This window comes from Amycolatopsis sp. NPDC043887, assembly GCF_056435665.1.
The window spans coordinates 68,938-91,400 of sequence record NZ_JBWKEB010000015.1; the positions used below are offsets into that span (position 1 = coordinate 68,938).

Genomic DNA, 22,463 nt, shown 5'->3' on the forward strand with positions numbered 1-22,463 from the left:
GGAGGGCACTTGTCCGCGCGAGTGATCTTTCCGGCGCCACACGGCGACAGGATCGGTTTCATGAAGATCCTGCACCGTCCCCCGGCCGTCAGCGACACCGAGCGGCCGGTTCCCCGCTGGGCGATGCGCCTGGCCTACGCACTCCCCTGGCTCCTGCTGCCTTCGTGTCTGTGGCGGCTGCCCTTCGCGGTGCATTTCGAAATGGGGCAGATCCACGATCGCGAGATGCCGGACTACTGGGTGAGCATTCCGTACGTCCTCACACTCAGCGTGCTTTCCGAAGTGATCGCGATCCTGGCCATCGGGCTGGTCCGAGGCTGGGGCGAGGTGGTGCCCCGATGGATCCCGGTCCTCGGCGGCAAATCCGTCCGGCCAATGGCGGCGGTCGTTCCCGCCGTGGCCGGAGGCTTGATCCTCACCGCGCTCTTCAGCTCGATCCCCCTCGGTGACGGCCGCCGGCTCACCGTGTTCGGCGTCGCCGAAAACGCCGCCTACGTCCACGAAGGCTGGGAAACGCTGGCCTCGATCTGCAGCGCCCCGCTCGCCTTGTGGGGGCCGATCACCATCGTTCTGGGACTCGCCTACCACCGCCGTCGCAAGATAACGAAAGCATAACGGCGAGGTCGCGTTTTGAACCGGGCACCCGTCGGGGCCGTTTCAGCCAACGCGGAGTCAGTGACGCCGGTGCTGCCGGCGCCGCATCCCCCGGGCTCCGCGCAACGACACCGAACGAGGTGAACAAGTTCATGCCCCGTAACCAAAGAACCGCCGGCCGCCATCGCATGGCACGCCGTACCAAGGTCGCCACGGGCGCCATCGCCCTCGCCCTAGCCGTCGGCGGGATCGTCGTGATCAACACGACCGGAACCCCCGACGCCGCCAGGGCCGACGGCGCGGACAAGTCTTTCTTCATCGACATCACGAAGGTCCCCCGCGGCAACAACGTCAACCTCGACCTCGCGAAACGAGGCGCGCGAGGGACGTTCACCGTGGACTGCGGCCGCAACGAGAACGGCCACTTCAACGGCGACAACTTCATCGCGCAGCCCGGTGTCCGCAATGGAGCCGAGCATCTGCACGACTACGTCGGAAACCTGTCGACCAACGCGGATTCGAACAACAAGAGCCTGCTGCGCGCGGGCACCACGTGCAAGAACGGGGACAAGTCGGCCTATTTCTGGCCGGTCATCCGGATCAACACCGAAGAAGAGGAAGAGAACGAGGCGGCGAACGAGGAGAAACTCGCCGCCGACCGCGCGAACGCGGCCAAGGACGAGGCGGCCGCCCAAGTGGACTGCCCCGACGTCGCCAGCGAGCTCAGTGAACTCAGTGAGGTCCCCGACCAGGCCATGCCCGCGGTGGACGAGAACCTCGACAAGCTCGACCAGGAGTCCGAGAACGCGGACAACCAGCTGGCGCAAGGAAAACAAGCGGGCCAGGTGCTCGATGAACTGAAGAACAAGCGGAAGCCGTCGATCGAGAAGATCGCCGACACCCTGCGGCAAGCAGGCAAACCGGTCGCGAAGAACGAAGACCAGCTGGCCGGCTGCGCGGTGAAGCAGAACGGCGAGGGCGGCCTCGACAACGGTGGCGACAACAGCAACGTCAACGCCGCGGGCGACGCCGAAAAGAAGAAGTCCGACGGCAAGGCCGCCGACCTGCCCGGTGCGGACGACAACAACGAGATCGGCGACAACGAAGGCGAGATCCAGCGCGCCGAGAAGGTGGACCTGACCTTCACCAGCGGCGGCGCCCGCCGGGTCGTCGCGATGCCGAAATTCCTGCGTGTGCTCTACGGCGACGCCAAGCAGAGCACCAACGGCCCGGCCAACGCGCGGCCCAGCTGGACCTGCACCGGCTTCGAAGACCGGCTCACCGAGCTGTACCCGATCTGCCCCCGGGGCAGCAAGGTCACGCGTATCCACTCGTTCCCGAACTGCTGGGACGGGAAGAACACCGACAGCGCCAACCACCGCACGCATATCGTGTTCTCCGACCGCAACGGGAAATGCCCGCGCGGCTTCAAGAACGTGCCGCAGCTGCGGATCACGCTCGTGTACAACATCCCGCCGGAGATCCAAGCGGCCGGGCAGTACGCGGTCGACGCGTTCGCGCAGGAGAAGCACGATCCCCGCTCCGATCACGACGACTTCGCGAACGTCATGTCGCAGCGGCTGATGAACCAGCTGGTGAAGTGCGTCAACAGCGGCAAGAGGTGCCGACAGTAGCGAGCCGCGTGTGGTCCCGTCTCGTGAGTGGTAAGGACGGTTCTAACCGTCCTTACCACTCACGAGGTCTCCGCGAGAGGGCGCGGCGGGGATGACCCGCGCCCTCACCCCCGCGCCGAGGGTCCGGTTCCCGGCCCGGCGTAGGGGTACCGGGCCGGGAACCGGCGAGCGATACGGTTTTCCCTCCCTGGAAACCGGACCGCCCGGTCTGGGTCAGGCCGTCGTGGACAACCGGCTCACCCGGTCGAACACGAGCGGCACCGCGACAGCGGGGTTCAGTTCGGCGAGGACCGCTTCCGCGTCCAAGCCCGGCAGATGGATCCACGCGCTGTCCGCGAAATCCGGTGTCGTGACGCTGATCCTGGCGCAGCGGGCCGGCGGGACCAGCGCGACCCCGAACGGCTCGACCACGTTGCGCCACACGGATTGCGAGACGATCATCCCGGCGCCGAACTTGTCGCCCGTCGGATCCGAACGGCACCAGTAGCCCACGGCGTCGTTGAAGGTGGAGGCGCACAGCAACCGGGTCAGCGTGATGTACGTGCGGTGGTAGCGGTGGTTGTCCGCCATCGGTCCCATGTGGACCGCCACGCGCGCCCGCATCGGGACCCGGGCGTAGCGGTTGCGGGTCCGGAGGAGATGGTCCAGGTGGAACACGACCTCGCAGAGCTGGCCGACGGCGTGGTCCGGATACGCGACCATCAGCCCGTCCCCGGTCTCCCGGAAGTGGCGCGCTTCCCCCGGCGCGAGCCCGACCGCGGTGAACGAGCGGGAAACCAGCGTTTCCATCTCGGTCTTCATCGGGTCCAACAGGTCGTCGCTGGCCTTGGACGAACCGACGATGTCGACGGACAGGACGGCGTGGGTGTGCGCGTTGTAATGGCCTGAGGTCAGCACCTGCATCTCTGCGACCCCTCCCCTGATCGGTGAAAACTGGCGACAGGGAGCAGTGTTCCCACTCCTCACCGGAAGTTCTGTTCGGAACCGAACAAAACGTGACCCCGCGTCGATCAACGCCAGTGAGCTAAGTCACACCTTTTTCCGTGACCACCCGCAATGCCTCGCGATCGATGACGGTGATCGCCCGGCGCGAACTGGCCACCACTCCCGCCTTCCGGAGTTTGTCCAGTGCCTGCGCGACCATGGTCCGGCCCATCGGGATGAACTGCGCGAGTTCGTCCTGGCTCAACGGGATCCCGATGCGCCAGCCGGCGGGTGTCCGGATGCCACAGACGTCGACGAGATAGTCCAACCTGGTCGCGACCCTGGCCACCGCCTGCGGTTTCCAGGACTGGGTCCGCTGCCGCTGGGCGAGCACGAACCTGCGGGCGACGCTGACGAGCACCTCCCGCATCGCCGCCGGATGCTCCAGCAGGAACCGGTTGAACTCGCTCGCCGCGATACGCCGGACGTGCACTTCTTCGATGGCGACGACGTCGGCCATCCGAATGCCGCCCGCGATCACCGCGATCTCGCCGTGCAGATCTCCAGGGACCCCGACGTCGAGGATGACCGTCGCGCCCATCCGGTCGGCGCTGGTCACCTTCACGTAGCCGTGCCGCAGCAGCATGACGAAGTCGCCGGGTTCGCCCGCCCGCATGAGCGCCTGCCGTCCCTCGTAGGTCTGCGGGGTGCCCATTTCCAGCAACCGGGCGCGGACGGGTTCGTCCAGTCGCTCCAGGAACGGACGTTCTCTTTCTTCGGCGGCCTCCTGGCCCAAACCCACGAAACACCCTCCCAGGCAGTCGTGAACACCTATCGCGGAGAGTAACCGAATCGGCCACCCGATCCGGCGGCGGAACCGTCGTGGGTGGTGAAGATGCCCAGCCGGATCAGCTCCGATCTGATCCACTCGGCCAACCGGTGCAACGGTCCGTCTTCGGCCTCGACGAAATAGCTGTCCACGATCTGGTGTCGTCTGTCGGCGTGTTTCGCCGCATAGAGCAGCGCTGACCGTACCTCCGACACCTTCAGCGGAGCGACCTTGACTCCCGGAGCGGGCCGCACGGTGCTCTTGGCGGCCATCACCGCCAGCACGGCCTCCTCCAGGCTGAACCGGTGCTCCACCGGTACGACCACATGTTCCACGCCCTCGACAACCCGGCGCCCGATCAACGGCATGCTGTCAGATCAGCATGACGCACGGCCGTAGTCTGTTCGGCACCGAACACTCAACCCGGTTCGACCGCCCGGAGAGCCTCTTCGAGCGTTTCCCGGTACAGCCCCATCCGTTCGACGAGCATCACCGGATCAGGGTTCTCGTCCCCCGCGTGTCGTTCCAGCCGGTCGGTGGTCTGCTTCACCGTCACCCGCAGTTCGACGACTTCGGGAGTGTTCCGGTTCTTGTGTTCTTCGAGCCGGGCCACCGCCCGGCGGAAGGCTCCGGAAAGCTCCGTCTCGCCCGGCCGCACCGTTTCGATGGCGGTCAGCGCCCGGCCGAGCAGGCTGAAGTGGTCGTAGGGAGTGGGTTGCGGCGCACGCTTCTTCTCCCGCGCCGGCCTCCGCCGCCTGCCGTTCAGCACGAAGAACGCGGTCTCGGCCGGAATCAGCACGGCCAGGACGGCGACGCCGCCGAAGAGCCAGGCCTGCGGATGCGGATAGGTCACCGCGCGGCCGATCATCCCGGCGATCAGGCCCAGCACCACCGCGACGACGTGGAACGGGCGGTTGTCGTGATCGGCCATGTCAGAAGTTGCTGAAGACGTTGACGAACATCTTGTCGATGCCGTGCGGGTCGACGGCCTGGTAGCTGCGGGCCTTGGACTTCTGCGCGATCTCGTCGAGGACCCGGCTGTCGGCCTGCGCGCCGTAGGCCATGGTGAAGATGCGGACGGAGTTGTCCAGCCGCTCGGCGTCGACGTTCTGCAGCACCTGCTCCTTCGTCCCGGCCTCGGTGTTCTCGCCGTCGGTCAGGAAGACGACGGCGTTGATCAGGTTCGGGTCGAACTCCCGCCGCATCTTGTCGTTCGCGGCCATCACGGTCTGGTACAGCGCCGTATCGCCTTTCGGGGTCAGGTTTTCGACCAGGTCGAGCATCGGGCCGCGGACGTTCTTCACCTTGCCGATCGGCATCTTTTCCTCATACCCGTCGGAGAACGTCCACAGCCCGACCTCGTCTTCGGGATGCAGGTACTCGAGCTGTTTCCGGATCGCGGGTTTCAGCAGGGCGATCCGGCTCTCGGAGTACGGCTTGTCCTTGCGGTTCTTGTCGAACGGTTCGTTCATCGAGCCGGACAGGTCCAGCACCAGCAGGATCCGGCCGCGCCGCTGCGTGTACTCCCAGCCGTCGAGCATCTTCTGGATCTGCTCGCCGGTCGGGACGCCGATCTTCGGGGGTTCCTGGGTCTCCTGCGTGCCCACGACCTTGGCCAGCTCCGGGTTTCCGCTACCGCCGGGCTCCCGGAACCCGAGATCACGGAACCGTTTCTGCTGCTCGGTCTCCAGGAGGAAGTCGTAGAAGTCCTTGGCCGCCGCCTGCTGCTCCGGTGACGCGTTCGCGGTGGTCAGGAAGGGATGGTCGATCAGCATCGTCCCTTCCCTGGGGTGGACGGCGACCAGCGGGCGCAGCGGCGCGACGGGGTTTCCCTTCAGCTGCGCCGGATCCCCGGTCGGCACGCCGCGGTTGTAGAGGTAGACCATCTGCTCCTGCATCGCCATCGCGCTGATGTAGGGCGTCGGCTTCTTGCGGTCCTCTTCGTACAGCGTCTTCAGGAAGGCCACCGAATCGTCGCTGTAGTAGGCGACCGACGCCTCGATCCCGCGGACGAACTGCACGGTCTCCGCGGTCCCGATCTTGCCGTAGTCGCCGCCCGTCGCCGCGAAGTAGGTCGCGATGGTCGCGGCGAGCCCGGACGTCGACCGCCGCGGGTTGTCCTTGCCGAGCGTGAAGTTGCCCCACTGGGCGTACGCCGCCCCCTTCGAGGCCCAGCCACCGTTCCGGTTCACCTCCAGGACGTCACCCCAGCCGAGGGTCCTTCCCGGCCAGCCCATGGCCTTGGCCATCGGTTCCGGCATCGCGATCACCATCGGGCTGGTCGCGAGGGAGGTCTTCGGCCCGGTCCTGATCCGCTCGCCCTTTCCGCTCTGGCGCAGCAGATCGAGCCAGAGCGACGAACTGGGCATCCAGACCTGGGGCTCGGGCTGGCGTTCGTCGATGTCGTTCCAGCCGTCGGCGATGAGGTCGAGCGTGGCACCCGAGGTCTTCTTGTACGCCTCGACCTTCGCGCACCGGCCGCCGTCGAACGTCCGGCCGGTGTTGTTGTACCGCTCGGCCAGTTCGGCGATCAGGTCGCCCTTCTCCGTGGAGGAACTGGTGACCAGGCGGACGCAGTCGGCCCTGGTCGCGTTCGAGGGCGGGGTGACCGTGGTGGCGAGCAGGACGATCACGAGCGTCCCGACGAGCGCGCCGAAGACGAGCGAAAGCCAGCTTGATCTCCGCATGCGCCGCCCCCTAGCCGTCGTAGCGGGCAAGTGTAGCTACAACGTGGTTCCCGGTTCCGTCTCCTCGGTCACGAGATCGTAGGTTTCGAAACTGAAGCGGGCGAGAGTGCCCACCCAATTCCGATAGACCTTTAGATCATCGAAGGATTCGGCGTCTAGCCGCCATTCAGGTGGAAAGGCCTCTCGTAACGATTCTCCGGCCGCGAGGGCGACGAACGTCGCGCGCGCGGCGTCCGGATCGGCGACCAGCAGGGTCAGCAGGACGAGCACCGCGCGGTAGGGGCCGCCGACGAACCGCGCCAGTTCCGCGTCCGGGATGCCGATGCGCACGAGCCGGTAGAGGTTGACCAGCTTCCGGATCTCGCGCGGCGTGTTCAGCCTTTTCCGCAGCACGTGGACGAAAGTGCGTTCGACCTCGGTGAGCCGCAGCCGGTCCGGCCGCATGTTGTAGAACGTCGGCGGGGCCGTTTCCTGGACGACGACCTCCCTCGTTTCGCCGGGTTCGGGGGTGCTCCCGTCCTTCGGCCATTCTTCGGGCTCGGACGGCTCCGGTTCCCGTTCCTCGATCGGCATCAGCGCGTCGATCAGCTCGTCCGCCGCGCTTCCCATGGGGCGCAAGGCGAACACGATCTGGAAGATCTTGTCGAGGTACTCCGCCCGTCGCGCCTCCCCCGTGCCGAACAGTTCTTCGTGGTGCAGGTCGAGGCAGCGCCGCAGCCACCGCGGGTCGACCGCGACCACCACGACGAACGCGGGCAGCGCCAGCAGTAGATGCACCGCGGCCAGTACTTCGATCACCTTCGACGGCGGGCAGCGGTCGAGATCGTCGATATAGAGCACGATCCGTTCCAGCGGCGGCTTGCCCGTGCCGCCCGCCCGCAGCCACTCCTCCCTGGCGTCCACCAGATCGGCGCTCAGGTTCGCGAGGTCTTCGCGGACCCGGGCGAAAACCCCTTGGTAGTCCCCGTATCTCCCGGTTTTCGCCTCTTCGATCAGATCGCCGAGCCTGCTCGCCGCGTCGAGCCGCCGGAGCCGTTCCTCGGTCTCCCGGACCTCGGTCTCGAACCGTTCCGCGCGTTTGTCCACGTCGTGCCGCAGCTTGTCCAAAGTGGACTTCACCGGCGCGAGGGCCGCCCTGGCGGTGGTGAGCGCCGGGGTCAGCACGGCACCGAGCGCGACGACGGCGCCCGCCGCGGCGAGGATAGCGTTGTGCCACAACGCCCAGCCGGTGATCGCCGCGGCGACACCGAGCACGCCCAGCACCGCGTATCCCGCGACGGCGAGCCTTCGCCGACGGCGTTCGGCCCGGTCCACCCCGGACACCAGCAGCCGCCAGCGCCAGGTGTGCGGGGAATCCGCCTTGACCGCCTTCAGTCCCGCGAGCCGATTGCGCAGCTCCTCGCGTTCGGCGCGGACCTCGCCGGAGTCCGCGTGCGTCTCGGGCGCGCCGAGGTTGCGGAACAGGTGGTCCACGAGCCCGACCCACAGATGGTCGTCGTGGTACTGCCAGGCGTTGAACCGGATCTGCCGGATCTCACCGGTGAACACGCTGTTGGCGGCGGCGCCGCGGGACCGGCGCGCCAGTTCGGCCACCCGGTCGGTCACCTGCCGGACGAAACTCGACTTGCCGGAGCCCCACGGGCCCAGCAGCGCGACGCACAGCGGCGGGCTGGTCTCACGGTCGGCGATGACCGCGGCGAGGGTGCGCACGTCGTCGTGGAAACCGATCAGGTCGACCGGACTTTCGACGTCGGGCGTGATCCGCGGCCGCGCCCGGCCCGGTTTGGGCTCGACGAAGCCGGTGCCGTCGATCTGGTTGCCGAAGCGGTCCCACACCCGGATCGTGCGGTCGTCCCCGACGGTGACGATCTTCTCGTTGCCCGCGGTGCAGACGATCGCCCGGACGTTCCCCTGATGTCCCTTGAGGAGCGTGTAGTCGCGCGGGTCGTCGATCTCGCGGACGCGGACCTCGCCGTCGGAACCGCCGGATAGCACCAACCTGCCGTCCGCGCCGAAGGCCAGCGCCCGCACCACGCCGGTATGCCCGGGGAAGACGAGGGCCGGATCGCCCTTGCGCCCCCACAACCGGACCACCTCCCCTTCGGCGGACAGCACCTGCTGGCCGTCCTCCGAGATCGCGACCACGTGGACCGCGCCCGCGCCGCCGAACCGGTAGTGGGAAACGATTTCCCCGTCCCACAACCGCACGCCACCGGCGTCGTCCCCGGCGACGACCACCCGGCCGTCCGGGGTCACCGCGACCGACTCCACCTCCGGGCCGCCGGTGCGCAGAGCCCGTACCGTCGTGCCGTCCAGCCTCCGGACCTCGACAGTGCTTCCCGCGCCGGACACGGCGAAGTCCTTCGCCACCGCGACCGCCACGGTCCGCCTGGTGGTCTGGACCTCCGGGGGATGCGCGCCGGTACCGGTGATCCGCCAGCGCCGCACCGTCGCCCCATCGCAACCGACCACGTACTGCCCCGAAATCCCCACCGCCAGCACCGGCCGATCGTGGCCGCTCAGCGCGAAACGCTGCTCTCCGGTCTCCAGGTCCCAGACCCGCACGGTCCGGTCCGCACCGCCGGTGACCAGGCGGTTTCCCTTCACCGCGACCGCGAGGATCGGTTCTTCGTGTCCAGTGAAACGCGCCGTCGTCATAACGGCACAGTCTTCCGGTCGCGTCAAGATCATGGTTAACGACAGGCGACTATCGGCGGGTACCCCGACCGCCTCGAAAGGTTCAGTGTCGACACTGCTCCGAAATTCCAGCACGCCTTAAACGCGAGGAGTTCAACGTGCTTCGACGTACCTTCGCCGCGGTGCTCACCGGCGCCGCGCTCTCCATCTCGGTGCTCTCGGCCCCCTCCGCCGGTGCCGCCGAGATCATGGCGACCACCCTGACCTACGACGACAGCCAGGCCGCGGAGTTCAAGGAAGCGGTGGCCGCCGGCGTCAACGTCTGGAACACCAACGTCACCAACGTCCGTATCGTGAAGGCGACGCCGGGGCAGCGGGTCAACATCCGGGTCATCGCCGACAACGGCTGGCCGCGCGCCACGCTCGGCCCGGTCCGCCCCGGCGGCACGGTCACCGTGTGGATGGGCAGGCAGGCCGTCCAGCAGGGCTATCACACGCCCCGGATCGCTTCCCACGAACTCGGGCACAGCCTCGGCCTGCCCGATGTGAAGCCCGGCCCGTGCTCGTCGCTGATGTCCGGCTCGACCGGTGGCGTCAGCTGCACCAACGTGAACCCCAACGCCCAGGAGAAGGCCAGGGTCCAGCAGCTCTACGCCGGCACCGCGGTGCAGAGCGCCGACGCGGGCAAGGTCCTCGCGGAAATCGGCTAATCCCGCGCCAGGGGGTGCCCGCCCGGCACCCCCTGGCCGGTCATTCGCTCGCCGTGATCGCCGCCGCCGGACACAACTGCACGGCGTCGCCGATCTCCGCCGGGTCCCGGTCCAGCAACCGGACACGGCCGTCTTCATCGTCCTGTGCGAACACATCGGGCGCGGTCAGCACGCACATTCCGGCGCCCACACAGCGTTCCCGGTCCACTTCGAGTTTCATCGCGATCAGTCCCACGCCACCGGGAGCGCGTACACCCCGTAGATGTCGGAATCCGTCCGCATCGGGATCTCTTCGGCCGGAACGGCCAGTCGCAGCTTCGGGAACCTGGCGAGCAGCCCGGTGAAGGCGACCTTCATCTGGACCCGCGCGAGCTGCTGACCGAGGCACTGGTGGACCCCGTGCCCGAAGGAGGCGTGCCCGGCGGCGTTCCGGCGGACGTCGAGCCGGTCGGGATCCGGGAATTTCAGCGGATCACGGTTGGCCGCCATGCCCGACAGCGCGACCGCCTCCCCCGCTTTGACGAGCCGGCCGCCGATCTCGACGTCTTCGAGCGCGGTGCGCGCACCGGTGTGCGCGATCGTCAAGTAGCGCAGCAGTTCCTCGATCGCGCCGTCGATACGCTCCGGTTCTTCGCGCAAGACCGCGAGCTGGTCCGGATGCTGCAGCAAGGCGAAAGTGCCCAGCGCGAGCATATTGGCCGTGGTGTCCAAACCGGCTCCCAGCAAGAGGAACGCGATACTGGTGAGCTCCTCGTCGGTGAGTTCCGTGGTCGTCAGTTCGCCGAGGATGTCGTCGGTCGGCTCGGCCCGTTTCGCCAAGATGAGTTTGTAGAGGTACTCCCCCAGCGCGTTGATGGCGGCTTCCTGCTCCTCGGCCGGAGCGTCCGGCAGGTTCAGCGGCAGGACGTTGCGGCGGAAGAACTCGTGGTCTTCGTAGGGGACGCCGAGCAGCTCGCAGATCATCAGCGCCGGAATGGGCTGCGCGAAGGCCGTCACCAGGTCTGCTGACGTACCTTGCCGTTCCATCGCGTCGAGATACTCGGTGGTCACCTGCTCCACTCGTTCGGAGAGCAGCCGCATTCGGCGGACGGTGAACTTGCCGGTGAGCAGCTTGCGGTACCGCGCGTGCTCCGCACCGTCCATCCTGATGAACATCCCCGGGGCCGCCGGTGGCATCTCCACCATCGCGGCCGCGCCCGGCAGCGGCGAGTGCATCAGCTCCTGCCGGGCACTGAACCGCGGATCCGCGAGGACGGCCCGGGCGATCGCGTGCCCCGTCGCGAGCCAGCCTTCGTGGCCGTCGGGGAACGTCAGCCGGACGAGCGGGTGCTCGTCGCGCAGCGTGCCGAGCTCGGCGGGCGGGTCGAACGGGCAGCCCTTCGGTCGTTCGAGGGGTATCTCGGTGAGATGAGGGATCGAGGTGGTCATTGCTGTTCCTCCCAGTTTTTACCGATACCCAAAGGCTACGTTGCATTTACGTTTTACTCAAAGCTACGGACTGGCATTTTTACTGTTGCTGCTGGTAGATTTCGGGAAATCGTTGCAACGGTCGTGGCGGTGAATGCAACGTCTCGTTGCAATGATCTGCGCGTGAACGCACAGGAGGTGCCCATGCCGGGCGGCAGGCTGACCCAGGAGGACCGCCGGCTGATCGCGACCTGGCTCAAGGACGGTCTCGGTTACGCCGAGATCGCCCGGCGGCTCGGGCGGCCGACGTCGACGATCAGCCGCGAGGTCGCGCGCAACAGCGGCCGTTCCGGCTACCGCGCCGACGAAGCGAACCGCGTGACCGGCGAACGCGCGCGGCGCCGCAAACCGCGACCGCGCGCCGTCCCCGTCCTCGAGAACGGCTACGGACGGGACCCGGAAGCCGTACGCGCCTTCGAAACCGACTTCGCCGAGATGATCGTGGCGACCGGACTCCCCCGGATGACCGCGCGCGTCCTCGCTTGCCTGGCCGTCAGCGACGACGGCGTGCTCACCGCCGCCGAACTCGCCCGGCGGCTCCAGGTCAGCCCGGCCTCGATCTCGAACGCCGTCGCCTACCTCGAAGCGCAGGCGATGCTCAAGCGGGAACGGGACGGCCGCCGTGAGCAGTACGTCATCGACGAGGAAATGCCGCAGCGAGTCTGGGCCGAAAGCGTCCGCTCGAACCAGGAATGGGTCAAGGTCTCCCGCCAGGGCGCCGAAGTCCTCGGCGTCGCGACACCCGCGGGCGCCCGCTTGGACGACCTCTCCCGGTTCCACGCCCGCATCGACGAAGTCATGCACGACGACCGCGTCGCCGTATTCGCCGGTGACGCGCTGACCGTACTCACCGCACTCCTCCACGCCGGGCGCGCACTCTCCCTTCCTGCCCTCGCGTCCGCACTGGACTGGTCCACCGAGCGGGCCGCGGCCGCCTTGCGGGTGGCGGAAGAGCACCCGCACATCGCCGGCCCGGTTCGGGTGGATTCTCGCGCTGGGGAGTATCGGGCGGTCCCGTTGGCGGAACGGCTCACGACTGCGCAGTTGGCTGCTTTGAGGTCTTGAGTGGCCCCGGGTGGCTCGGGTAGGCGATGGCTGCGCCCGGTTTGAGCGGAGTCTTGCGGACTCGCCGCCTGTTGCCGCTTTTTGGCGACGCTGGCCTAATGGCGAGTTTTGGCAGCGGCTTTTGAAGGGGCCGAAGCAGAGCCCTTGCGCACGCGGTGCCCGTCGCCGCTTTCCGGCAACGCCGGTCTAACGGTGCGACTTGCCAGCGCCGCTCAAAGGACCAAGCGGCACCCTCCTCGCACGCCGCCCGTCGCCACTTTCCAGCAAAGCGAGTCCAATGGCGAGGCTTGCCAGCGGCGAACCTCGATAGGCCAACGCGGAGTCTCCTGCGCACGCGGTGCCCGTCGCGCTTTCCGGCAACGCTGGCCTAATGGCGCGACTTGTCGGCGACAGCCCCGAAGAACCAAAGCCGAGCCCTCCACACAGGCCGCCCGTCGCCACTTTCCGGCGACGCGGTTCTAACAGCAAGACTTGCCTGTGAGCGTCCTTGAAGGTGAAAGTCGAGCCCTCCGCACAAAGCCGCCTATCGCCGATTCCCGGCAATGAGACTCAGAACGGTGGTGGCTCGTCGGCGAGCGGAGTCCTTGGGCGGGGTACGTGAAGCGGCGGGGGTGAGCTGTCGTAGCTCTGTCCGGTGGGGGTGGTAATGGTGAGGGTGCCGTCGGTGGCGAGGTGGTAGGTCCAGCCGGGTTCGTCTTTGAGGCGGTGGTCACGTCGGCAGAGATCGATCAGTTCGTCGACATTGGTATGGCCGCCGTGCTGCCAGGGCACGGAATGATCGATGTCGCATGCTTGCGCGGGACGGTGGCAGCCGGGTCTTCGGCACTCGCGGTCCCGGACCCGGACGAACTCGTCCAAACCGGCGGTGGGTCGATACCGGCCCCGCCCGAGATCGAGTACCTGGCCGGAGAGCGGGTCCGTGATGATGCGGCGCAGCACGGTGTTCGGGCCGGTGGCGATGTGCCGGGCCAGTCCGGCGGGGACTGTGCCGTGTCCGGCCATCTCCGCCGGGTCGTCGTTGAGGCCCAGGTAGGTGAACAGATCCATGTACAGGAACACTTCGGTGCGTTCACCGGTGCCGCCTTGGCCGCCGAGCAGGAGGTCGAGCGCGACGTCGGCGCGTAGCTGCTCCAGGGTGCGGGTCTCTTCCCCGGTCTTGAGCGCCCGTGCTTCCCGATCGATGCGCCGGTAGGCGGCGGTGACTTTCTCGACCGGTCCGTCTTCGACCTCGATCGACGCCACTCCCGTTTCGCCTTGCCGCAAGGTCAGGCGACGGCCTTCGCGATGCCGTTCGGCCCGCGCTTCGGCGCCCTCGCGGTCGACGGTGTTCGCCGCGTGGTTCGCTGCTTTCCGGATCTGATCAGGGTTCCTGCCCGGTAACCGCTCCTCCAGGAGCGAATCGACGGTACGGGCGTCCTCGTCCGACAGCCACGCGGTGGCCGCGGCGACCTTCATCGCGCCGAAGCCACTCACTTCTCCTAGGTCCATCAGGGACAGAGTGCGGGGCAGGCGGGCGGTCAACGCGTCGGCAGCGGCGACCATCGCACCGGCATGATTGTCCACAAGAGACAGCGCGAAGGCGACTTCCTGCGTGACGCTCCGCGCCCCGTCGCGATGCCGGTTCAGCTGCGCCAGCGCCCGGAACCGGACCGCTTCCAGCCGCGCGATCCCGGCCGACGCCGCTTGCGCGACAGCGACGGAATCCTTGTCGTCCAACGAAGTGACCGAAGCATTCACCGCTTCCAGCACCTCGGGTTCAGTGAGTTTTTCCAGTAGCGCCACAGGCGCGGAATGTGTGTCCACCCCACGACCATACGACCGGCCACCGACAGTTTCCGGCTTCATGACGAGGGGCGGGATCGCCGATTTTCGACGACGAGCACTCGGCGGAGGCCCGGCAGCCATAGCAGCCGGGCGGCGCCGCCGATTCTCGACAACGAGGGCATCCGCGCAGCGTCGACGACTTCCGGCAACAAGGTCTCAGCCGAGACCTGCCGATAGGCACCACCGGGCGTCCGTCGCCGATTTCCGGCACTGAGGTAGCCACCGGATCACATAGCCGATTTCCGGTGACAAAGGCAGGCCGCCGACAGAATCTGCCACCCGAACGCCCAGCAAGAACCCGCCGAGAAGCAACCGAGCCCGCCCACCGGGAAAGCCCTACATCACATCCCGCACGACCATCCGCTCCGAAGCCCGTTCGATAGCCGCCTCGACCGCCCCCACCCGATCCGCCAGCAAGCCCATCGCGCCGACCGCGCGGCTCATCGGGTCCTCGTCGTCCCCGCCCAGCGCCTGCGCGCGCAGGTAAGCCGCCTTCACGTCCGCCCATCGCTTCGCCTCCGAGGAGCTCAGCCGTCCGCGCAGTTCCGCCAGTTTCAGCAGATTCGCTTCGGCGCCAGAGGTGAGTGTCTGCGCTTCGCCGGCGTAGTGGTCGTCGATCAGCGCTTCCAGTTCGGCGTCGTTCATCGCGGGCACGATCCGGCCGGCGAGTTTGTTCATGTTCCGGTACGAGCCTTGCAGCTGGAACGGCGGTTCGACGCGGGACGAGTCCGCTTGCGCGGCCGAAGCGATGTACGCCTGGTTGTTCGTCAGGACGATCCGCTGGACCTTGATCAGTTTCCGCAGTACGGCGAGGATCTGCTCGAGCTCAGTCGCCGAGTACGCGTGCTTCAGCTGATCCGCCCGCACCGAGCCGTCGCCACGGGCCAGCCGGACGAGAACGTCCACATCGGACCGTTCGCGCGAGACCAGCGGGGCCAGGACGGTGTTCGCGGTGAGCGAGTTCTCGATGTAGCTCAGCGCGAACAGCTCTTCCTTGCCCGACAGCACATCGCCGAGGTTCCACACGTCCGCGCGGTTGGCGAGCATGTCCGGGATCCGGAACCGCTTGCCCTGTTCGGTGTACGGGTTGCCCGCCATGCAGACCGCGAACCGCTTGCCCCGCAGGTCGTAGGTCCGCGTCCGGCCTTCCCACACGCCTTCCATCCGCCGTTGCGCGTCGCACAGCGAGATGAACTTCTGCAGCAGTTCCGGCGACGTGTGCTGGATGTCGTCCAGATACAACAGCACGTTGTTGCCCTGCTCCAGCGCGAAAGAGATCTTCTCGACCTCTTGCCGCGCCGTCGCGTTGGGCGCGTCCGCCGGATCCACCGACGTGACCTCGTGCCCGAGCGCCGGCCCGTTCACCTTGACGAACACCAGCCCGAGGCGGCTCGCGACGTACTCCATGAGGGTCGTCTTGCCGTAACCGGGCGGCGAGATGAGCAGCAGCAGACCGGACTGGTCGGTCCGCCGCGCGTCGCCGGTCGCGCCGAGCTGCTTGGCGAGGTTGTCGCCGATCAACGGCAGATAGACCTCGTCGAGCAACCTGTTGCGCACGAAGGCGCTCATCACCTTCGGCTTGTATTCGCTCAGCCGCAGCCTGTCGCGTTCGGCCGTCACCAGATCGTTGCGCAGCCGCTGGTACGCCCGGAAACCCGGCACCCGGTCGCGCCGGAAGCGCAGCGTCCTGGCCAGCGTCTCGTCTAGCCGCAGGGTCAGTGTCCGGTTGACGATCCGCGGATGCGCGCCGAGCAGACCGCCCACAGTGGCCGAAAGCTCCGCCGAGGAGTCGTAACGGGGCAGGTCGGCCAGTTCGATCGCGACGGCCTCCGCCAGCTCGTCGTCAGGCAGACCTGCCGAATCCACAAAGGACCGAAGCCAGGCCTCGGCGAGCTGGTGACGGTCCGCGAGGTCTTCGAGGGCGCGCAGGTCTTCGGCGAAGGTCCGGCGGTCGAGCCGGAACTTGTCGAGCAGGGTCCGCGCGCCACCGCTGGTGACGAAACCCGGCGACGCGTCGGCCAGCTCCTCGAACAGGTACTCGCCGGCGAGTTCGATGTCCAGCGCCAGGCCGGACGACGTGGCGAACGCGCCCACCGCCTCGGTGAGTTCCCGCGCCAGCGCGTCGATCGCCGTGGAGTGACCGAAAGCCTCCCGCACCCGCGCGAGCGACGCGGCGCGCGTCGTCCACGCGGACTTCGCCGCCTCATCGGCGCCGAAGGCCCAGAACAGCTGGGCGGCGGCCCTGGCGGCGGGCGGGTAACGCAGCAGCCCGGCCCCGGATCGCAGGCGCAACAACACCGACAGGATCGCGGCGGCGTCGTGGTCGTGCACACCACGCGCGTAACCCTCGTCGTAGCGGTCCCCCGCCACCCGCCGGACGACGTCCAGCAGATCGGCTTCCTGCAGATCCGGCTGTTCGGCCAGGATCGACGTCGCCAGGTACTCGGCGCGGTAGACCTCGGCCGACTCCGAGACCAGCAGCTGGTCCCAATACTGCCGCGTCTCCTCGAACGAGGAATCCCGCACAGGCGAGCGGTAGTCGGTCCCCGTGATCGCGAACTTCATCCCGCCGTCGTGCGGCACCAGGGTGAGGTCGATGTCCTGTGTGTTGACCGCGAAGGTGTTGCGGCCGAGGCGGATCGTCTCCCCGTCCTCGCCGTAGAGGTCGAGCCGGTCGCGCAGTGCGCGGCCCGCTTCCTGCCGGGCGGCCTTGACCCGGCCTTCCAGCTCTTCGGCGCGCACCTGGTCGCCGAGGTCCCGCAGTTCGGCGACGACGCTGCGCAGCTTCGCGACCATCGGGTCGGAAGCGAAGTAGGTGTTGATCTCGTCGACCGAACCGAGCGTGCCGACCCGCCTGGTGACGCTCGAGAGAATCCGCTCGGCCGAGTCGACCAGCCTGTCCGCACGGCGGGCCCGCTCGTCGAGCAGCGCCTGCTTGCGTGAGGAGAACGCCTCGTAGACGTCGGTGCGCTTCTCGCCGAGCGACGCGAGGAAGTCGTCGAACTCGCCGAACCGCGACTCGAGGTTTTCCAGCTGCAGCAGCAATCTGCCGAGCTGTTCGTCGCAACGGTCGGGGGTGTCCGCGACCGCGAGCCCGCCGGTGATCGCCTGCGCGAGCAGCGCGAACTCGGCGGCGAACTCCGCCCGGCCCTCGGTCTCCAGCAGTTCCTTGCGACGTGCTTCGAGGGTGGCCCGTGCCCGGTTGACCGCGCCGATGACCTCGCCGACGCGTTCGAGGATCTTCGTCCGCACCACGGCGTCCGCGATCTCCAACCCCCCGACGACGTCGGTGAGGACTTCGAGTCCGCCGGACTGCTCGTCCAGCTGTTCGGCGACCGGGACGGCTTCGGCGACCGTGGAGATCGCGCCCGCGGCCTCGATCAGCCCGTCGACCTCGGCGTGGTAGCTCGTGAACGCGTCTTCGCCCTGCAGGAACCGGACGGCGCGTTGAGCGGCTTCGCTGAAATTTCCGTCGAGATCGGCGATCAACTTGTCGACACGGCCGGTGTCGACGTACCGCAACTCCCGGACGGTGACGAGATGCCCTCGCGCGCGATGCATTTCGGCGAGCCTGCGCACCCACGCGTCGGCCGCGTTCAGCGCCTCGCCCCGCACCTTCCGCACGAGCGAGGCGGTTTCCGCGGCGGCTTCCTCGACGGCGTCGGCCGCCTGCGAGGTGAGCGCGGTGACCGTCTCGAACTCGTCGAGCACCTGCTCCGCGGTGACCCGGACCTCCGACAGCGGCGACCGCAGATCGCCGAGTTCGGCCTCGCCGAGCCAGTGGTAGTGGTCGAAGACCCGCGCGCACGCGGCGATCAGAGCCTCGAACACCGCCGCCGACGGCGCCATCTCGCCGACCATCCGGCCGATCGAGAGACAGTCGGAGATCCCGCGGACCAGATCGGCGTTGCCGACCCGCTCCAGCGGCCCGGTCCCGGCGGGCTGCGACGCGGCGTAGGTGTCGGACTGGAACGGCGTCCGCCACACCTGCATCGGGTGCACACGGCTCGGCTCGTCCGACAGCGCGCGGAACAGCACCATCGTGCCGTCGTCGAACAGCGAGTACCCGTGGCACGGGATCGGGTTCGAGACCTCTTTGCGGATCACGTTGTACGGCAGGAGCAGCGAGCGTCCGTCGGTCCGCGCGTGGAAGACGTAGAGCACGTCCTCCCCGTTGGGCGAGCGGATCACACGCTCGAATTCGAGCTCGTCCACGGTGGTGTCGAACGTCTTGCTGACACCCGTGTCGAGGTAGTAGCCGCCGGGGAAGATGATCCCGTGGTCCTCGGGCAACCGCTGGCACGCCTGCCCGATCCCGTCGAGGCGCACCACGTCCCGCGTGCGGGTGTTGAACACCAGGTACCGGTACACCGTCTCCTTGTACGGCAGGATCCGGAGCAGGATCAGCGGGCCGATCCTGGCGTAGGAGACCTCGGCGTCGGCGAGGCTCTGCAGCGGCTCGTCGACCGCCTCGGCGTAGACGCCCTCACCGGTTTCGGTGTTGTTCTCGACCTTGATCGTCAGGTTGCCGCCGACGGTCTCGACGAACACCTCGTCCTCGATCGAGATATGCGGATGCCGGCCGAGAACATGCTGTTCGCGGCTCGTCTCGATCCATTCGAAGTCGTGCGACGGCGGGAAGACGTGGTCCCGTTCGCCCCGGCTGTCCACATAGGACACCGTGCCGTCGGCGGCGATCCCCCAGCGCAGCACGCGGATGTCCTCGGTCCGCGGACCGATCTGGAACACCGCGAGCAGTTTGCCCTCGACCCGCCGCAGCTGCAGCAGCTTCGCCTGCCGGTAGTACCGGTACAGCTCGGCGAAGTCGCGGACGAACTGCTCGTCGCGCAGCAGCTCCGGCAGCTCTTCGGCGGGCACGTCATCGAAGCGGAACGCCTCTTCGTCGTGGCTGAAGCCGTGCAGCGAGAAGACGTCATCGACCGTCGTCTCGGGCTTGAGGCCGATGAAGACGTTGTAGCCGAAAAGCATCCGCCCGCCGACCGACACGACGTCCCGCGGCACGCAGTTGTTCGCGGTGCGAATCCGCTCCGTGCCGATCAGCGCGAGCTGCGCGCTGCCGAAGACCCCGAGCCGCGCCTTGTTGAGCTCGTCCGCGCGTTTCGCCAGTTCGGCGGCCTGTGCGGCGAGCCGGGCGCGGAGCACCTCGTAGGTGCCCGCGTCCAGCTGCTCCGTTCCCGCCGCCGGTTCGGTCGTCGTCACTGCTTCGCGGGGGCGAGGGCGGCCACAGAGGTGTCGGCGAGGCCGAGCCGCTGCGCCATGGCCAGCAGCTCCTGCACCTTGCCGCTGTCCGGGCCGCCCGCCTGCAGCTGCTTGGCCAGGAAGGCCGACAGCGTCAGATTCTTCACGTCCTCCGTGCTCACCGAGCCGACCAGTTTCGTCAGGTCGTCGGTGAAGCTGCCCGAACCGTCGAGCCACGACTTCCCGAGGGTCTGGACGACGTCCGAATGCTCGACGAAACCGTCCACGCTCTTGCCGAGCCCGATCGAGCCGATCACCTTCTCGAAGAACATCGTCTCGCCTCCGACGATGTCGATGTCGGCCTTCTCCAGCCCGATGCCCAGCACCGTGGCCTGCGCCTCGGCGACCTCACGCTGCACGTTGAGCGCGGCGAGCCGGATCTCCTTCTCGGCCTCCAGGCGCAGACGGTACTCCTCGTGCTGGCGGCTGGCGGAGTCGAGCGCGGCCATCGCGGCGGCCTTCTCGGTGAGACCTTCGGCCTCGCCCTTGAGCTTGTCGCGCATCGCGTCGGCGAGCACGATCGCCTTCTCGCGTTCGACGATGGCCTCGGCGCGGCCGACCTTCTCCAGCGCGTCGGCGTCGCGTTCCTTGACCTGCGCCGCCGCCAGGCCGACGGCGGCCTCCTCGGCCTGGATGCCTTCGGCCAGGCGGATCTTCGCCCTGGTCTCCAGCTCGGCGGCCTGCTGGCGCGCCTCGGCCAGCGTCAGCTCCTCGCGGGCCTTGTGCTTCGACGCGGCCTCGGCGGCTTCCGCGGCCTTGATGTCCTTGACGAGGTTCTCCTGCGCCTCCCCCTCGGCCCGGATGATGGTGGCCTCACGCTGGCGTTGCGCCTCTTCGACGACGCGGAGCTTCTTGATGTTCTCTTCCTGCTCCGCGACGGTCTTCTCGACCGCGATCCGCTCGCGGATCACCTCGGCGATGGACCGCTTCTCGGTCTCGACTTCCTTGTCCTTGGCGATCCGGGACAGCTCGGTCTCACGTTCGCGGCCGATGACCTCGAGCAGCCGGTCCTTCTCGATGCGCTCGCTCTCGATGGCGATGACCCGCTCACGGTTCTTGCCGGCGACCTCGATCTCACGCTGCTGGTTCTGGTGCTGGATGCCGAGCTGCTCGTCCGTGCGGAGCTGCGCGGCCTGAGACTTGAGCCGCTCCTCCGCCTGCACCTTCGCGATCTCGGCCTCTTCGCGCGCCCGCATGGTCTCGACCTCGCGGCGCTGCTTGATCTCGGCGTCGGCCTGCCGCCGCTCCAGTTCGAGGATCGCCTCCTTGGCGTCCACGTTCTGGCGGGTGATCTCCTTTTCCTCGCTGCGGCGGAACTCGTTCGTGCGCACGTGCTCGATCGCGGTCAGCTCGGTGATCTTGCGGATACCCTGCGCGTCGAGGATGTTCGCGGAGTCGAGCTGCGCCATCGGCGTCTGCTCGAGGTAGTCGATGGCCGCGTCCTCCAGGCTGTACCCGTTGAGGTCGGTGCCGATGACGCGGATGATCTGGTCGCGGAATTCGTGGCGCTTGGTGTAGAGGTCCACGAAGTCCAGCTGCTTGCCGACGGTCTTCAGGGCCTCGGAGAACTTGGCGTTGAACAGCTCCTGCAGGGTCGCCTCGTCGCTCGCGCGTTCGGTGCCGATGGCCTGCGCGACCTTGATCACGTCCTCGACGGTCTTGTTGACCCGCACGAAGAACGAGATCCGGATGTCGGCGCGGATGTTGTCCCGGCAGATCAGGCCCTCGCGGCCGGTCCGGGTGATCTCCATCGCCTTCACCGAGGTGTCCATGATCTCGGCCTTGTGCAGCACCGGCAGGACGATCGCGCCGGTGAACGTCACGTCGACGCGGCGGACCTTCGAGATGATCAGTGCCTTCCCCTGCGGCACCTTCTTGAACAACCTGGTGATCGTGAAGAGCAAGACCAGGAGGATGACAACTACCACGGCGATCAGCACGCCGGCCCCCACACTGATGGCACCCATAGTGTTCCTTTTCTGCTTCAGATGTCCAAGGACTCGACCCAGAAGAACTCGCCTTCGGAGTCGTAGTCATAGAGAACTACGCGGCTGCCCGCCGTGAGGTTGCCTTCGCCGGCCTGACGAACGTCCACAATGGCCGTGGACCCGTCGGCGGCGGCGACTTCGGCCTGGCCGAAGTCATGGGTGACCGACGAGGTGCGGATGACCGCGGCCCTGCCGACGAAGTCCCTCCTGCTCGGCTCCTTCGCGGGGCCGAAGACACGACGTAGCGGCACCACGATCACCCTCGTCCCAAGTGCGCCGAGCACGAGCGCGACGACGAGCACGCCGACCCCGAGCCCGATCCTCGATGGTGTCGAAAGCTCCAGGTCATCGAGAAGAACCGTCCCTGCCAGGCTGGTGAACCAGGTGAATGCGATCAGTAAGGAGAGCGAAATGGACAGTGGGACCCCGCCGAAGCCCACCAGGAGCCCGTCGCCGCCGTCGAACTCGTCGAGCTCGACGGCGCCCAGCAGGGCAAGCAGCCAGTAGCCGATCACCACGATCAGCAGGAAGCTGAAGAGCACGGCCGGAAACCCCAGAGCCGCGGTGACGAACCCGCCCATCGCCGTCGTTCCCTCCCCCGTTACCCCGGGTCAGGACTATAACCAGCGCGTGAGCGCGGGCGGGCCGTTTTCGGCTACGACTGGGTCACGGTGTGCGGAAGCGTGCGGGAGGTCGCCGCATTTCGTCCTCTGAATGCGACAAAGGCGCCGGAACCGAGTCGGCCGGGGTGGTCGTGGGGGGGGTTTTTGGGTGGGAAACCAAAAAACCCCCCCCCCCCCCCCCCCCCCCCCCCTCCCCCCCCCCCTTCCCCCCCCCCCCCCCCC

General features: G+C 67.8%; 16 protein-coding genes. 4 read left to right on the top strand and 12 right to left on the bottom strand.

The window, feature by feature from the left end; translation table 11 throughout:
- Window positions 1-60 precede the first annotated feature (60 nt).
- Window positions 61-615 (top strand): hypothetical protein, encoded by a 555-nt coding sequence (locus AC069H_RS33065; protein WP_478234943.1) that lies wholly within the window; start codon window positions 61-63, stop codon window positions 613-615.
- A gap of 167 nt (window positions 616-782) precedes the next feature.
- Entirely contained in the window at window positions 783-2,228 is a 1,446-nt protein-coding gene (locus AC069H_RS33070) for a DUF1996 domain-containing protein (RefSeq protein WP_478234944.1), read from the top strand.
- A gap of 213 nt (window positions 2,229-2,441) precedes the next feature.
- On the opposite strand, the gene AC069H_RS33075 is transcribed toward AC069H_RS33070, so the two are convergent.
- The 6 genes from AC069H_RS33075 to AC069H_RS33100 form a co-directional block, all read right to left on the bottom strand.
- Window positions 2,442-3,131, bottom strand: a complete 690-nt coding sequence (locus tag AC069H_RS33075) for a hypothetical protein (protein WP_340684177.1) — start codon at window positions 3,129-3,131, stop codon at window positions 2,442-2,444.
- A gap of 121 nt (window positions 3,132-3,252) precedes the next feature.
- Entirely contained in the window at window positions 3,253-3,954 is a 702-nt protein-coding gene (locus AC069H_RS33080; protein WP_125680634.1) for a Crp/Fnr family transcriptional regulator, read from the bottom strand.
- A 29-nt stretch (window positions 3,955-3,983) separates the two neighbouring features.
- Window positions 3,984-4,349 carry a hypothetical protein gene (locus tag AC069H_RS33085; RefSeq protein WP_478226853.1) on the bottom strand — a complete coding sequence of 122 codons (366 nt, stop codon included), beginning with the start codon at window positions 4,347-4,349 and terminating at the stop codon, window positions 3,984-3,986.
- A 50-nt stretch (window positions 4,350-4,399) separates the two neighbouring features.
- The gene (locus tag AC069H_RS33090) at window positions 4,400-4,912 is read right to left on the bottom strand and encodes a hypothetical protein (RefSeq protein WP_478234945.1); all 513 of its coding nucleotides are present in this window, start codon (window positions 4,910-4,912) and stop codon (window positions 4,400-4,402) included.
- A gap of 1 nt (window position 4,913) precedes the next feature.
- Window positions 4,914-6,668 carry a substrate-binding and vWA domain-containing protein gene (locus tag AC069H_RS33095; protein WP_478234946.1) on the bottom strand — a complete coding sequence of 585 codons (1,755 nt, stop codon included), beginning with the start codon at window positions 6,666-6,668 and terminating at the stop codon, window positions 4,914-4,916.
- A 36-nt stretch (window positions 6,669-6,704) separates the two neighbouring features.
- Window positions 6,705-9,326, bottom strand: coding sequence for a P-loop NTPase fold protein (locus AC069H_RS33100; protein ID WP_478234947.1), 2,622 nt, complete (start codon window positions 9,324-9,326; stop codon window positions 6,705-6,707).
- Window positions 9,327-9,463: 137 nt separating this feature from the next.
- On the opposite strand from AC069H_RS33100, the gene AC069H_RS33105 reads away from it, so the two are divergent.
- The gene (locus AC069H_RS33105; RefSeq protein WP_478234948.1) at window positions 9,464-10,015 is read left to right on the top strand and encodes a snapalysin family zinc-dependent metalloprotease; all 552 of its coding nucleotides are present in this window, start codon (window positions 9,464-9,466) and stop codon (window positions 10,013-10,015) included.
- Between the two features lie 40 nt (window positions 10,016-10,055).
- On the opposite strand, the gene AC069H_RS33110 is transcribed toward AC069H_RS33105, so the two are convergent.
- Window positions 10,056-10,235, bottom strand: a complete 180-nt coding sequence (locus AC069H_RS33110; protein WP_340684182.1) for a ferredoxin — start codon at window positions 10,233-10,235, stop codon at window positions 10,056-10,058.
- Between the two features lie 5 nt (window positions 10,236-10,240).
- A complete protein-coding gene (locus AC069H_RS33115; protein ID WP_478234949.1) occupies window positions 10,241-11,443 on the bottom strand; it encodes a cytochrome P450 in 1,203 nt (400 codons plus the stop codon).
- Window positions 11,444-11,626: 183 nt separating this feature from the next.
- On the opposite strand from AC069H_RS33115, the gene AC069H_RS33120 reads away from it, so the two are divergent.
- The gene (locus AC069H_RS33120) at window positions 11,627-12,547 is read left to right on the top strand and encodes a GbsR/MarR family transcriptional regulator (RefSeq protein WP_478235038.1); all 921 of its coding nucleotides are present in this window, start codon (window positions 11,627-11,629) and stop codon (window positions 12,545-12,547) included.
- Window positions 12,548-13,096: 549 nt separating this feature from the next.
- Here AC069H_RS33120 and AC069H_RS33125 read toward each other — a convergent pair.
- The 4 genes from AC069H_RS33125 to AC069H_RS33140 all read right to left on the bottom strand — a co-directional run bounded on the left by AC069H_RS33125 (window position 13,097) and on the right by AC069H_RS33140 (window position 22,199).
- Complete coding sequence (locus AC069H_RS33125) at window positions 13,097-14,293, bottom strand: HNH endonuclease signature motif containing protein (RefSeq protein ID WP_478235039.1); 1,197 nt, start codon at window positions 14,291-14,293, stop codon at window positions 13,097-13,099.
- A gap of 414 nt (window positions 14,294-14,707) precedes the next feature.
- Window positions 14,708-19,591, bottom strand: a complete 4,884-nt coding sequence (locus tag AC069H_RS33130) for a DNA repair ATPase (protein ID WP_478234950.1) — start codon at window positions 19,589-19,591, stop codon at window positions 14,708-14,710.
- The gene (locus AC069H_RS33135) at window positions 19,588-21,597 is read right to left on the bottom strand and encodes a flotillin family protein (protein WP_478226846.1); all 2,010 of its coding nucleotides are present in this window, start codon (window positions 21,595-21,597) and stop codon (window positions 19,588-19,590) included. Before AC069H_RS33135 ends, AC069H_RS33130 begins: the two co-directional genes overlap by 4 nt.
- A gap of 17 nt (window positions 21,598-21,614) precedes the next feature.
- On the bottom strand, window positions 21,615-22,199 hold the full coding sequence (locus tag AC069H_RS33140; protein ID WP_478234951.1) for a hypothetical protein: 585 nt from the start codon (window positions 22,197-22,199) through the stop codon (window positions 21,615-21,617).
- Between the last annotated feature and the right edge of the window lie 264 nt (window positions 22,200-22,463).

Excerpts from the sequence above, each read along its gene's own strand:
- AC069H_RS33135 (WP_478226846.1), bottom strand. The coding sequence starts at position 21,597 with ATGGGTGCCATCAGTGTGGGGGCCGGCGTGCTGATCGCCGTGGTAGTT.
- AC069H_RS33120 (WP_478235038.1), top strand. The coding sequence starts at position 11,627 with ATGCCGGGCGGCAGGCTGACCCAGGAGGACCGCCGGCTGATCGCGACC.
- AC069H_RS33095 (WP_478234946.1), bottom strand. The coding sequence starts at position 6,668 with ATGCGGAGATCAAGCTGGCTTTCGCTCGTCTTCGGCGCGCTCGTCGGG.
- AC069H_RS33085 (WP_478226853.1), bottom strand. The coding sequence starts at position 4,349 with ATGCCGTTGATCGGGCGCCGGGTTGTCGAGGGCGTGGAACATGTGGTC.
- AC069H_RS33070 (WP_478234944.1), top strand. The coding sequence starts at position 783 with ATGGCACGCCGTACCAAGGTCGCCACGGGCGCCATCGCCCTCGCCCTA.
- AC069H_RS33115 (WP_478234949.1), bottom strand. The coding sequence starts at position 11,443 with ATGACCACCTCGATCCCTCATCTCACCGAGATACCCCTCGAACGACCG.
- AC069H_RS33065 (WP_478234943.1), top strand. The coding sequence starts at position 61 with ATGAAGATCCTGCACCGTCCCCCGGCCGTCAGCGACACCGAGCGGCCG.
- AC069H_RS33110 (WP_340684182.1), bottom strand. The coding sequence starts at position 10,235 with ATGAAACTCGAAGTGGACCGGGAACGCTGTGTGGGCGCCGGAATGTGC.
- AC069H_RS33100 (WP_478234947.1), bottom strand. The coding sequence starts at position 9,326 with ATGACGACGGCGCGTTTCACTGGACACGAAGAACCGATCCTCGCGGTC.
- AC069H_RS33140 (WP_478234951.1), bottom strand. The coding sequence starts at position 22,199 with ATGGGCGGGTTCGTCACCGCGGCTCTGGGGTTTCCGGCCGTGCTCTTC.
- AC069H_RS33075 (WP_340684177.1), bottom strand. The coding sequence starts at position 3,131 with ATGCAGGTGCTGACCTCAGGCCATTACAACGCGCACACCCACGCCGTC.
- AC069H_RS33090 (WP_478234945.1), bottom strand. The coding sequence starts at position 4,912 with ATGGCCGATCACGACAACCGCCCGTTCCACGTCGTCGCGGTGGTGCTG.